Source organism: Pontixanthobacter aestiaquae (genome assembly GCF_009827455.1).
GTDB lineage: Bacteria > Pseudomonadota > Alphaproteobacteria > Sphingomonadales > Sphingomonadaceae > Pontixanthobacter > Pontixanthobacter aestiaquae.
Map to the genome: position 1 here is coordinate 1,789,202 of NZ_WTYZ01000001.1, position 12,610 is coordinate 1,801,811.

Below are 12,610 nucleotides of genomic sequence, written 5' to 3' on the forward strand. Positions count from 1 at the left end.
GGGCACTCGCCAATTGCGCGCAAGAAGCTATAGACGTGTGCATGCGTCCCGAAGTGCTCAATCCCTTGTTTGTCGAAGTCGATGCGCTGGATGGCGTCGGCCCGAAAGTGAAGAGGCCGCTCGATAAGCTGGGTTTGAAGCGGGTTCGCGACGTTGTGTATCATTTACCCGAACGGTTCGTGACTCGCCGCGCGGTCGAGAATCTGGATGAAGCCGATGTCGGCGAGCATGTTGTCGTCGCTCTCACGCCGACCGAGCACAAAAGCCCGTACGGGCGCGGCCCGTACCGCGTGTTCGCGCAGGACAGTATCGGCAACATTTGTACGCTGACCTATTTCGGCCGCGCGTCTTACACTGCGAAGAAATTGCTGCCCGTTGGCGAAAAGCGCTGGGTGGCGGGTAAGATCGATCAATACGACCAGATGCTCCAGATCGTACATCCCGATCACGTTGTCGAAGCGAGCGATGATACTCTGACCCGCTTGTATGAGCCCGTTTACGCGTTGTCCGAAGGGCTGACTCAGCCTCGTATCACGGCCCTGGTCGAACAAGCATTGGAACGATTGCCGGAGCTTCCTGAGTGGATCGAACCAGCACAGTTTGAAGCGCAAAAGTGGCCTGCTTGGCGCGATGCGCTGAGGCTCGTACATAAGAGCGAGCATGAGGCGGCGCGAGAGCGTCTGGCCTATGATGAGTTGCTGGCCAATTCGCTCGCCTTAATGCTGGTCCGTGCAGACAATCGCAAGCGTAAGGGTAAGCCTTTGCGAGGCGACGGATCGCTGCGGGACAAGCTGCAATTGCCGTACTCACTTACCGGTGCGCAGGCGCGGTCCGTGTCGGAGATAGAAGGCGATCTGGCGCAAGAAACACCGATGCTGCGCTTGCTGCAAGGTGATGTCGGTGCGGGTAAGACGGTGGTGGCGCTCAAAGCAATGCTGATAGCGGTGGAAGCGCGAGCACAAGCGGCTCTGCTCGCCCCGACTGAAATACTCGCACGCCAGCATTACGAAACACTGCGCACGATGGCGGGGCCAACAGGTGCTCAAGTCGCGCTGCTGACCGGGCGCGACAAAGGTAAGGCGCGCGAGTCCATCCTTATGGGATTACTCGATGGCAGCATCGATATCGTCGTCGGGACGCATGCGATCTTTCAGGACAGTGTGTCCTACAAAGAACTTGCGCTGGTTGTGATCGATGAGCAGCACCGTTTCGGTGTCGCGCAGCGACTGATGCTTGCCAATAAAGGCAAGAGCACACCGCACACGCTGGCGATGACTGCGACCCCTATCCCGCGCACACTCACGCTCGCGCAGTATGGCGAGATGGATGTCTCGCGTCTCGATGAAATGCCGCCCGGTCGGCAGCCGATCGACACGCGCGTCGTCGCCCAGGAACGGCTTGCAGACGTGGCCGATGGTGTCGCACGGCATATTGCGGGCGGGCAGCAAGCCTATTGGGTATGCCCCATGGTCCGCGAGAACGAGACGGAAGACATCGCCGCCGCCGAAGCGCGTTATGCCAGCCTGAAGGAACGGTTCGGCGATGATGTCGTGCTGGTACACGGCCAGTTGAAGCCTGAGCTCAAAGACGCCGCGATGGAGCGCTTTGCCAGTGGACACGCGAAGTTGCTCATTGCTACGACAGTAATTGAAGTCGGTGTCGATGTGCCCGCAGCCACCCTTATGGTGATCGAGCAGGCCGAACGCTTTGGTCTCGCGCAATTGCACCAGCTTCGCGGACGGGTAGGGCGGGGCTCTGAAAAGTCGGTATGCCTGCTGCTGCGCGGCAATGCGCTTTCCGAAACCGGCCGTGAAAGACTCGCCCTGATGCGCGAGACGCAAGACGGGTTCCGGCTGGCCGAGGAAGATCTGCGCTTGCGTGGAGGCGGCGAATTGCTCGGCACACGCCAATCAGGTGACACACCTTTCAAAGTGGCATCGCTGGAGCAAATCACGCGTCTTCTACCGAAGGCTCACGCCGATGCCCGAGTCCTGATGGAGCGCGATGGCGGCTTGACCGGGTCACGCGGCGAGGCTGCACGGATGCTGCTCTATCTATTCGAACGCGATTGGGGCGTGCAGATGCTGCGCGGGGGGTGATGTCCTTAGAAGGCCACCTGCGCGCCAATCAGCGCCACGTCGGTTGCCGCATCGCGATCCGACCACGTTGCACCGCCGGGCAGATTTCCGCCTGACAGGAAGTTAAGCGGCGCAAATCCGTCCACATGAACCACCTCGCCAAACACGTTGAGATTATCAATCGGGAACCACGACAGACCAAGCACGGCTTGGTTCTGCCTTTCCCATGGAGCGCCTTCTGCTCCGGCGGTAAATTTCGAGAACTCAGCCGAGAGAGCAAAATTACGGCGCTGCGTAGTTTGGTTCGGCTGACCGAAGGCGAAACGCGATCCGACTGTGAATGCTTCGGTTTTTTGCGCTTCAAACTGGCTCAGTGGGTTTGTCGGGTCGGGCACTTGGGAACCGGGCCAGACTTTGGTCGTCCGGGCAAATTCGCCGATAACAGAAAGATCGCCGAAATTGACTTTGCCATATGCGGCCCAAGCCGGAACATTGTCGTCGCACGGATTGAAGTGGAAGATCGGATATTGCTGGCAATACGGGCTACCATGTTGGTAGCTGCCACCAGCCATTACCGAGTTACCATTACCCGGCAACGCCAGTGTGTAGCGTCCATCAACTGCGAAATTGTTGAGCTTGGAAGGCACATTGGTGCCGTTCACGGACGTGTTGGCCGAACGGAACTGTGCTCCGCCCTGGATGGCCATCGCGCGGAGTAACAGACCGTCTTTCTTCAGGCCGACTTGCGCACCATAGGCGAGGCCGGCAAAGGCGTGCCAATTGGTCGAATTGGTAAAGGGGCTCACGGTATCTTGCAGGCCGAACGGCGTGTCCATCTTGCCGATCAGGGCATAGACAGGCGACTTTTCGAGATTGCCCAGCATTACCCACCCGCGGCGCAGCTGGATCTGGTTTCGGGTTAGGGCCGTTATCGTGCCGGGGCCAAAGCTTTGCTGCGGGTCATAGAGCAGCTCTGCATAGGCAGTGACATCGTCGGTGATGCGGGCCGTGACGGCGAGCTGCGCGGAGTGAAGCACCGCCTCGGTTACACTCTTGCCGATCTGGTTTGCGCTGGTGGGGTTGCGCATCAGATAGCCGAATTTATCAGGAGTGTTGCTGCGTTGATAGGTCGCGATGGCTGTCGCACTGCCCGACAGCACTACACGGTCGTCGAGCAGCCCTTCGGTAATTGCCTCAAGCTGGACAACCGCTTTGGTGTTGGTGTTTTCCGCATGATCCAGCATCCGATACGCATAATCCGACGATACACCGACCGTATTTCGGGAGGTTCGCTCTTCGCTGTCTTGCGATCGTGCTGGCGGGACCGGTGGTAATGGCGGTTGTGCAGCATGTGCCGCGATGGGCACGATAGGAACAACGGGAGTAGCTGGAACGGCGACGGGAACAGTATCGCGCGTCGTCATCTGCGCTCGCAAAGCGCGATTCTCCGCTTCCACCGCGTTCAGTCGCGCTTCAAGCGCGGCCAATGCTTGCTCGACTTTCTCATCTCCGGCGAAAGCGGGGTCTCCGCCGCCGATTAGAAGCGCTGCAGCTGCAACTGTTGAAAGGACAAACTTCATCGGGGAATGCTCCAAAAATAGGTTCAGAGCACGCATTAACTACGATGTTTTCAAAAGCCGTTAACGAAACGCCCCGAATTATCGATTTGTCAACCTTGCGACCACGGCCTGTACCGCCATCCAGACATCTTCCCAAGTGTAGGTGAAATTCTCTTCACCGCCATAATAGGGATCGGCAATCTCTTCTCCCTCGCGGCCAGGAACCGTATCCATCAGTAGCGCTATTTCTGCTGCTGAGCCGGAAGGCGCCACTGCGCGAATATTCCGCAGATTAGAGTGATCCATTGCGTAAATATGGCTGAACCGCGCGAAATCATCCTGATCGAGCTGACGTCCCTGATAATGGGAGATATCGATCCCGTGTTGTGCCGCCGTGGCGATACTGCGCGGATCGGGCGGGGACCCTATATGATAGGCAGCGGTGCCGGCGGAGTCCGCCGCGAAATCCAGCCCCGCCTCTTCTGCTGCTTTGCGAAAGGCCGCTTCTGCCAAGGGAGAACGGCAAATATTACCAAGGCATACGAACAGAATGGCTGGTTTGGTTGCCATGGCCGCGTGCTAGCCTTGTGTCTCGCGATTCGCATCCAAAGCACTGGCCACGATATCGCGCACGGGTACAACTGCTTTCAATCGCGCGCCGAGCATTGCTGTGCCGCTGATTTTACGCTGCACAAACAGCGTTTCAACAGGGGGCATATGCCAAGCATCGCGGTCTGCAGCAATTTGCATACCTTTGTCAGTTAGCACTTTCACGAATGCCCGGTCACCGAAGTCGAAGGGTCCGTCTGCACCGAATTTGTCGAGAATAATCTGCGTCATGAATCGGACGCTGTCCTCGTATCGTTCCACCGCCAATGGCTTGATGAAGCCAGCTGATATTGATGCCGCAATCACGCCGTCCATATCATCCGCCAATCCGGCCCTGAGCAAATTGCGATAGGAGCTTTGCACATCAGCATCGATCTCCCGCGTCGCACCGAAATCGAGTAGCACGATTTTGCCGCTCTCCGGTTGATAGAGGAAGTTGGCAAAGTTCGGGTCAGTCTGCATCACGCCGAATTCGAACAATTCGCGCGCGACCAACGTAACGACCCGTTCGGCCACCTCGTTTCGCAATTCTTGGCTTTCAGTCTCAACGCTCTCAATCGGAACGCCCGGAACATAAGTCATCGCGATAATGCGGTCTCTGGTCAGCTCCTCGTCAAGCTCCGGCACGATGAACCTGTCATCATCCGCTAGCAGCTGTGCGTAACGCTGCATTTGCGCACCCTCGCGCACGTAATCTGCTTCCTCGTGCAACTGCGCTTTGGCAGCTACCAGCATGGGATTGAGATCGAGATGATCGGGAACCATGTTGGATATTCGCAGCAGCGTTGCAACATTGTCGACATCGGAATCGATGCTTTCACGGACGCCGGGGTATTGGACTTTAATTGCAAGAGTGCGGCCATCATGCGTCACAGCTTTATGAACTTGCCCGATCGAGGCGGCAGCAATCGGTCGAACCTGAAATTCCGCGAATTTCGAACGCCAATTTTCGCCCCATTCGGCTTTAAGGACTTGCTGCAACTGACGTGGTGGCATGAAGTTGGCATTGTCGCGCAAAGTGGAGAGAATGCCGGAAAGTTCAGGTGGCAGCAGATCACCCGCATCCATGGAGATCATCTGGCCAAGCTTCATCGCAGCACCGCGCAAATGTGACAGCCGGTCGGCCAACCGCATCGCATTGCCGGGGGTAAGCATCATGTCCTGTAATTTTGGCAATTCGCCCGTCGCTAACCGCCGAGCACCTTCTGCCAACATTCCACCAGCAATCCCTCCAGCCAGGCGGCCAAATCCGGATAAGCGGCCAAAGCGCGAACTGGGAACCGCGCGGTGGCGTCCGGGTTTGTTGGAGTCTGACATTGAAATTATATGGGCCCTGGAATTGCGCGGGCAAGAGAGCGCCACTTGTTATGGATAATGACCGATCTCCCCAATCGTTCCGCACCGCATTGGCGTTGGGGTATGCCGGATTGCTGCCGCAAGCCGCAGCATTGCTGCTTGCCGTCCAAGGCGGCACCTGGCGTGAAATCGCTCTGAGCGGCGGGTATTTTTATGCCGCATTGATTTTCAGTTTTCTTGGCGGAGTTTGGTGGGGCCAAGCACTCAGCAATGGCAAAGCGCCACGTTGGATATATGCGGCAGCGGTATTGCCAAGCCTTCTGGCTCTGGCGCTTAGCTTGCTTGCGCTATCGGAGGCTTTTCCGAGTCATAGCGCGTTTGTTGCTTTGGGGGCGTTAATCGCTGGTTCGCCCTTGGTCGATCGCGCGATTGGTAAAGGCGGCGCGCAATGGATGCGCTTGCGCTGGCACTTGTCGCTTGGTCTCGGCGTACTGACTCTGGCTTTGGCGTTTTGGGCGTAAATTGTAGGACAATTGACCGAGAACCGTAGGCTCTGATCGTTACTTGACCAGATCGTGCGCGCCTTTCGCTATGCCGCCGTTGGAATGCGCAACGCCGGGAATGACACGGTAAGTCCAGTTAAACTCGGCATCCATTTCTTCGGCTAGCGCTTTGGCGGAACTAAAGTAGCTTAGCCCGCGCGCGAACCTGTGCGGCCCCTGCGCCATTGCGTCCTTGGTGCGGCGAAGGCTGTCATGCTTTGTATCGGTATCCTGATCCCCCAGCAGCACGACGACATCCTTGGCCAGCAACACTTTGATTTCGTCATCGGTCACACCAAGCCCGCCTAGTCCGTAGGGAAACGCGATCTCCCGGTCGGGCACAGTGTACCAACCCGCATTCGCTACAAGATAGCGGCTCACCCGGGCATCCGGCTTGGCGAATAGAAAACGATGCACGAACTGTGACCCGGCGGAATGGCCGTATAGCGTATAGTTAGTCTGTGAACCGCCCATGCTAGCCACAACGCGGTCGAAAATCGGTTCAATTGCTGAAAAGGACCAGATGTCCTCCGGGTTCACTTTCTTGCCGCCTTTGGTCCAGATATTGCCCAGATTATAGGAACGCGAGCCGGGAAAATTGCCTTTGGCGAATTCCGGGGCGATGATGATGAAGCCGTCTTCATCCGCGAACTGAACCCATTCTTCCAGATAGCGGCGCGGATCGCGCTTTGCGCCGTGTAGCACGAACATGATTGGCGCTGTCTTTCGGTCGGCACCCTTTGGAATATACGCCCATATCGGAAGGTCAGGGCCATCCCACGCGTCGAATAGAAAACGGCTTCTCCCCTCAGCCAGTATTTTCGAAGACCAGACGCGCATATCCGGCGCGCTTTTGACGCTGGCAGATTCCTGAGCGCTTGCGGGAGCCGGCCAAACGCCAGCCAGCACTGCTGCGGATAGCAGCAATGCTATGGTTGCTAATCTGTGGTGCAAACGTGCCAACATATTTTCTCCTGCGTGTGAGTTACCACATGCTTCTTATATTCTGCTAGCGACACTCTGGAGTGCGCGTCGTTGGCGGGGTGACAAGCGGCGAACCATGAGGCTAGGAGAGCCGCATGGCCACCGCAGCGTCCACGACCGATTCTTCCGCCCGCCACCCCGAATGGCAATATCTCGATTTGATGCGGGAAATTTGGGAGAACGGCAGCGAGCGGCGCGATCGTACAGGGGTAGGGACCCGTTCAGTTTTCGGGACAATGCTGCGCTTTGATCTGGTCAATGGACGGATGCCGCTGCTGACGACAAAGCGCGTTTACTGGAAAACTGCTACGCGCGAGATGCTGTGGTTCCTCACCGGCGACACCAATATCCGCGAATTGTGCAAACAGAACGTACAGATTTGGACCGACTGGCCGCTCGATAAATATCGCCGCGAGACTGGCGAAGAGATTTCGCGCGATGATTTTTCCAAGCGCATTGTCGAAGAAGAACCGTTTGCAGCGCGTTGGGGTGAGTTAGGGCCCGTTTACGGCAAGCAGTGGGTCGATTGGCCGACCTATCAGTATCAGCCGGACGGCTCATACCGAAGGGGCCCTGGGATCAATCAGGTCGCGGAGGTTGTCGACTCGCTCCGCAACAACCCGGGCAGCCGGCGGCATATTATCGAGGGGTGGAATGTTGCTCAGCTTGACGGGATGGCTCTGCCGCCGTGCCACAAGACCTATCAGTTCCATGTTGCCGATGGGCGCCTGAATTGTGCGCTCTACCAGCGTAGTTGCGACGTGGCGCTGGGATTGCCGTTCAACCTTTGGTCGGCGGCGCTTTTGCAGCGGATGATCGCCCAGCAGACCGATTTGGAGCCGGGCGAGTTTGTGTGGATGGGCGGGGATACGCATCTCTACCTCAACCACACCGATCTGGTGGAGCAACAGTTGGCGCGCGAGCCCGTTGGTAAGCCGACACTGACAATTGCGCGTGAGCCCGACACAATATTCGACTATGCAATTGATGATTTCGTGGTTGAAAATTACGAACCACAGGGCGCTCTCAAGGCACCTATTGCGGTATAGCATGCGCGGCTCGCTACGCTTGACCGCGATTGCTCTGTGAAATAAAATAACGCAGTTACGTAAGATTGCGTCTTGCATTGCCGAGGCACATTGGGAGAGCAGTTTATGGCCGAGCGGCCCAAGGGATCAGCGGAGCAGGGGGCGAACAAGCCCGCTCTGTCGCTGCACGTTCCCGAACCCACCTATCGCCCCGGTGATCCGGTCGATTTTGCGCATATCACTGTGCCCGATGCCGGGAAGCAGGCGCGGCCCGATGAAACCTGCGATGCGATCGAGACATCCGATCTGTGCTACGATCTGGTGCGCGTGCTGGGCAATGACAACAAAGCGCATGGTCCGTGGGATCCAAAGCTTGATCCCGATACGCTGCGCACGATGCTCGGCCATTTCGCGATGGTCCGGGCTTTCGATGAACGGATGTTCCGCGGTCAGCGCCAAGGCAAGACCAGCTTTTATATGAAGTGCACCGGTGAGGAGGCGACCTCCATCTCGGCCGCTATGGCACTTGCCAGCGACGATATGGTTTTCCCGTCCTATCGCCAGCAGGGTATCCTGATTGCGCGCGGCTATCCGTTGATCGAGATGATCAACCAAATCTACTCGAACAGGGGTGACAAGCTGAAAGGCCGCCAACTGCCGATCATGTATTCGAGCCGAGAGCACTCGTTCTTCTCGATCTCGGGGAACCTCGCGACGCAGACACCGCAAGCTGTGGGCTGGGCGATGGCCAGCGCGATCAAAGGCGACAGCCGGATCGCCGCGACGTGGGTGGGCGAGGGCTCGACCGCGGAAGGAGACTTCCACGCAGCCTGCACCTTCGCCACCGTCTATAATGCACCGGTTATCCTCAATGTTATCAACAACCAGTGGGCGATCAGCAGCTTTTCTGGTTTTGCCGGTGCCGAAAGAACGACTTTCGCCGCCCGCGCGTTGGGTTATGGTCTCGCCGGACTGCGCATTGATGGCAACGATCCGCTTGCCGTGTACGCGGCCGAGAAATGGGCCGCGGACCGTGCACGTGCAAATGCCGGTCCGACTTTGATCGAGCATTTCACATATCGCGCAGAGGGACACTCCACGTCGGACGATCCAAGCGGGTACCGTTCGGCGCAGGAGCGCGAGGAATGGCCGCTGGGCGATCCGGTCACACGCTTGAAGAACCACCTGATCGAACTCGGCGAGTGGGACGAAGACCGTCAGGCTGCGATGGACCTGAAATGCGCAGAAGAAGTGAAGGCGGCGACCAAAGAAGCCGAGAAAAACGGCATCCTCGGGCACGGCCTGCACCATCCTTTCGCGACAATGTTCGAGGACGTGTACGAAGATCTGCCGTGGCATCTCAAAGAACAAAGCGAGCAGGCGATCCGCGAACGAGAGACCAAGTTTCCGGAAGGGAGGCCCGGCTCGTGAGCACCGAAACACAAAATCCGGCCGAGACAGAGGCGGGAACCGGCGAACGGCGTCTCAACATGATCGAAGCGATCAACGAAGCGCTCGATCTGAAGATGGCTGAAGATCCCGATATTATCGTCATGGGCGAAGATGTCGGCTATTTCGGCGGCGTATTCCGCGCGACGGCTGGCCTGCAGGAAAAGCACGGCAAAAATCGCGTGTTCGATACGCCCATTTCCGAATGCGGGATCATCGGTGCTGCGGTGGGGATGGGGGCATACGGCCTGCGTCCGGTGCCCGAAATCCAGTTTGCCGATTATATTTATCCCGGTTTGGACCAACTGATTTCAGAGGCCGCCCGGCTGCGCTATCGGTCCGCCAATGACTATATCGCGCCGATGACCGTCCGTTCACCCTTTGGTGGCGGAATTTTCGGCGGGCAAACACATAGCCAGAGCCCGGAAGCGCTGTTCGCGCATGTTGCCGGCCTCAAAACGGTTATTCCGGCCACCCCCTATGATGCCAAAGGGCTGCTAATTGCGGCAATCGAAGACAATGATCCGGTGATCTTCTTCGAGCCCAAGCGGATCTACAATGCTCCGTTCACAGGCTATTACGACAAGCCGGTCGAGCCATGGAAGAAGCACCGCGACAGCGTCGTTCCCGAAGGCAAATATTCGATTCCTCTCGGCAAGGCGCGGATCGCTATGGAGGGCGATGCGCTGACTGTGCTTGCCTATGGCACCATGGTTCATGTCACCGAGGCGGTGTGCCTCGAGAAGGGCATTGATGCGGAGATCATCGATCTGCGCACCATCGTTCCGCTTGATATCGAAGCGATTGAAGCCTCTGTCGAGAAAACCGGAAAATGCCTGATCGTCCATGAAGCAACGCGAACCGCAGGCTTTGGCGCGGAACTATCGGCGCTGGTGACCGAACGCTGCTTCTATCACCTCGAAGCGCCGGTCGAGCGCGTAACCGGCTTCGACACACCCTATCCGCACAGCCTTGAATGGGCGTATTTCCCCGGTCCTGTCCGTATTGGCGAGGCCCTCGACAAGTTGATGAGCGAGTAACGCTATGAGCCGTTTCACATTCAATATGCCCGACATTGGCGAGGGTATCGCCGAAGCCGAAATAGTGGCGTGGCACGTCAAAGTTGGCGACACGGTCGAGGAAGACCAGGAAATCGTCGACATGATGACCGACAAGGCCACCGTGCCGATGGAAAGCCCGGTCAACGGCAAAATTGTCGAGGTCGCTGGCGCAGAAGGCGATATGGTTTCGATTGGCGCGATGTTGGTCGTCGTCGAGGTCGAAGGCGATATTCCTGACGATGTGATCGAGGAAAACGAGGCTGCTGCGGAAATGGCGCCAGAACTCGCGGACGAGCGCGAGGAAAAGGCGCCTGAGCCCGAACCGGCTCCAGCACCACCACCACCACCAGCTCCTGCACCCGCTCCAGTAAATGCCAAGCCGGCGGCGAAAGTTCTGGCAAGCCCGGCTGTTCGCAAGCGCGCGAAAGAAATGGGCATCGATCTCGCTGAAGTGAAACCGGCGGAAGATGGCCGTGTCCGTCACGCTGACCTTGATGCATTCCTGTCTTACAACGCTGGAAGCGGCTTTTCCCCCGCAGGCGGCAAGCGCGATGACGAGCCGATTAAAGTTATCGGTTTGCGCAAACGTATTGCCCAGAATATGGCGGCGTCAAAGCGCAACATTCCGCACTTCTCTTACGTTGAAGAGGTCGATGTTACCGACCTTGAGGAAATGCGCGCCGATCTCAACGCCAATCGCGGCGATAAACCCAAATTGACGATGATGCCTCTGGTGATAACCGCAATTTGCAAGCTGATTCCGCAATTTCCGATGATTAATGCGCGCTATGATGACGAAGAGAATATCGTCACCCGCCATGGAGCAGTGCATCTGGGCATGGCGACGCAGACCGATGGGGGATTGATGGTCCCGGTCATTCGCGATGCCCAGTCGAAAAACCTTTGGCAGCTGGCGCGCGAAATTGGCCGCTTGGCTGGTGCTGCACGCGATGGCTCGGCGAAATCGGAAGAGCTGTCCGGCTCAACACTGACTTTGACTTCGCTCGGCCCGTTGGGCGGTGTTGCGACAACGCCAGTTATCAATCGTCCGGAAGTCGCGATTATCGGTCCGAACCGGATTATCGAGCGCCCGATGTATGTGAGCGATGGCAATGGCGGGGAGCGGATCGAGAAGCGCAAGCTGATGAATATTTCGATCAGCTGTGATCACCGTGTCGTCGATGGCTATGACGCAGCGAGCTTTATCCAAGAGTTCAAGAAGCTGGTCGAAACCCCGGTGCTGTTGTTGACCGACTGATTTCAGCGGACGATCGCGCTGTACGTGATCGTGCCTTTGCCGCGAACGGCCATGTCGGGCGTTATCGTCCAGCGTAGGTGAGTCACATCTTCGACCGATGCAAGGCGTGGTCCGCTATAGTCTTCGATGGTGAGTTGACCGATCCGGCCCCAGTTGCGGCCTCCATCGACCGAGATATCCTGCGAGCGCAGGCTGCTGCGTTCGAAAGCCAATTCCGCAGGAACGGCGCTGGCGACGGTGAAGCTGGTATGGGGGCTATTCGACTTCCACTTGACCAGCAGAATCACACGGTCGCCCTTTTTGAGTGTTTCAGCAGGCTCAATCGAGCGCTGGGTACCGCTTTCAGAGGTGCGCTCGACAAACATTGCTTGAGTGAGGCGCGGGGCGTTTTGCGCCTGTGCCGATGCGCTAAAAGCCAGCGAAATCGCGCCGAAGGAGAGTGCCAGAGGTCCAAATCGCATAGTGCCGGTTCCAAACGAGCGCGATATGAACGCCCGAATATGCTGTGACAGCGAGAGTGAAAAATATGGTTAACGCGGCGTAAGAACTCGCTGGTTTTAGCGAGACCAAACTTCATCGCATTTTTAGCCCGATTTTGCTCGTTTTGTGCGTTGACAGATTTTGGAACCTGCCCTAACTGCGCCTCTCCCAAGCGCATGCTTGCATGTGGGGGTGTAGCTCAGTTGGTTAGAGCGTCGGCCTGTCACGCCGAAGGTCGCGAGTTCAAGTCTCGTCACTCTCGCCAT

11 protein-coding genes and 1 tRNA gene are annotated in these 12,610 nt (G+C 57.5%); 7 read left to right on the forward strand and 5 right to left on the reverse strand.

Annotated elements, in window-relative coordinates:
- Nucleotides 1-41: 41 nt before the first annotated feature.
- Complete coding sequence (recG, locus tag GRI35_RS08520) at nt 42-2,099, forward strand: ATP-dependent DNA helicase RecG (protein ID WP_160613763.1); 2,058 nt, start codon at nt 42-44, stop codon at nt 2,097-2,099.
- A gap of 5 nt (nt 2,100-2,104) precedes the next feature.
- On the opposite strand, the gene GRI35_RS08525 is transcribed toward recG, so the two are convergent.
- From GRI35_RS08525 to GRI35_RS08535, 3 genes are all read right to left on the reverse strand, one after another.
- Nucleotides 2,105-3,658, reverse strand: a complete 1,554-nt coding sequence (locus GRI35_RS08525) for a carbohydrate porin (RefSeq protein WP_160613764.1) — start codon at nt 3,656-3,658, stop codon at nt 2,105-2,107.
- A gap of 78 nt (nt 3,659-3,736) precedes the next feature.
- The gene (locus GRI35_RS08530) at nt 3,737-4,207 is read right to left on the reverse strand and encodes a low molecular weight protein-tyrosine-phosphatase (RefSeq protein WP_160613765.1); all 471 of its coding nucleotides are present in this window, start codon (nt 4,205-4,207) and stop codon (nt 3,737-3,739) included.
- Between the two features lie 9 nt (nt 4,208-4,216).
- The gene (locus GRI35_RS08535; protein ID WP_160613766.1) at nt 4,217-5,563 is read right to left on the reverse strand and encodes an ABC1 kinase family protein; all 1,347 of its coding nucleotides are present in this window, start codon (nt 5,561-5,563) and stop codon (nt 4,217-4,219) included.
- 50 nt (nt 5,564-5,613) lie between these two features.
- On the opposite strand from GRI35_RS08535, the gene GRI35_RS08540 reads away from it, so the two are divergent.
- Complete coding sequence (locus tag GRI35_RS08540; protein ID WP_160613767.1) at nt 5,614-6,063, forward strand: DUF3429 family protein; 450 nt, start codon at nt 5,614-5,616, stop codon at nt 6,061-6,063.
- Nucleotides 6,064-6,102: 39 nt separating this feature from the next.
- Here GRI35_RS08540 and GRI35_RS08545 read toward each other — a convergent pair whose 3' ends face one another.
- A complete protein-coding gene (locus GRI35_RS08545) occupies nt 6,103-7,050 on the reverse strand; it encodes an alpha/beta hydrolase (RefSeq protein ID WP_160613768.1) in 948 nt (315 codons plus the stop codon).
- 113 nt (nt 7,051-7,163) lie between these two features.
- Between GRI35_RS08545 and thyA the strand changes: the two genes are divergently transcribed.
- The 4 genes from thyA (at nt 7,164) to GRI35_RS08565 (ending at nt 11,864) form a co-directional block, all read left to right on the forward strand.
- Nucleotides 7,164-8,117 (forward strand): thymidylate synthase, encoded by a 954-nt coding sequence (gene thyA, locus GRI35_RS08550; RefSeq protein WP_160613769.1) that lies wholly within the window; start codon nt 7,164-7,166, stop codon nt 8,115-8,117.
- A 105-nt stretch (nt 8,118-8,222) separates the two neighbouring features.
- Entirely contained in the window at nt 8,223-9,527 is a 1,305-nt protein-coding gene (locus GRI35_RS08555) for a 3-methyl-2-oxobutanoate dehydrogenase (2-methylpropanoyl-transferring) subunit alpha (RefSeq protein WP_160613770.1), read from the forward strand.
- 59 nt (nt 9,528-9,586) lie between these two features.
- Nucleotides 9,587-10,585, forward strand: a complete 999-nt coding sequence (locus GRI35_RS08560; RefSeq protein WP_160614827.1) for an alpha-ketoacid dehydrogenase subunit beta — start codon at nt 9,587-9,589, stop codon at nt 10,583-10,585.
- Nucleotides 10,586-10,589: 4 nt separating this feature from the next.
- The gene (locus tag GRI35_RS08565) at nt 10,590-11,864 is read left to right on the forward strand and encodes a dihydrolipoamide acetyltransferase family protein (RefSeq protein ID WP_160613771.1); all 1,275 of its coding nucleotides are present in this window, start codon (nt 10,590-10,592) and stop codon (nt 11,862-11,864) included.
- A gap of 2 nt (nt 11,865-11,866) precedes the next feature.
- Here the strand turns inward: GRI35_RS08565 and GRI35_RS08570 are convergent, their stop codons facing one another.
- A complete protein-coding gene (locus GRI35_RS08570) occupies nt 11,867-12,325 on the reverse strand; it encodes a hypothetical protein (protein ID WP_160613772.1) in 459 nt (152 codons plus the stop codon).
- A 207-nt stretch (nt 12,326-12,532) separates the two neighbouring features.
- Between GRI35_RS08570 and GRI35_RS08575 the strand changes: the two genes are divergently transcribed.
- Nucleotides 12,533-12,609, forward strand: a tRNA-Asp gene (locus GRI35_RS08575).
- The last annotated feature ends 1 nt before the right edge of the window (nt 12,610 follow it).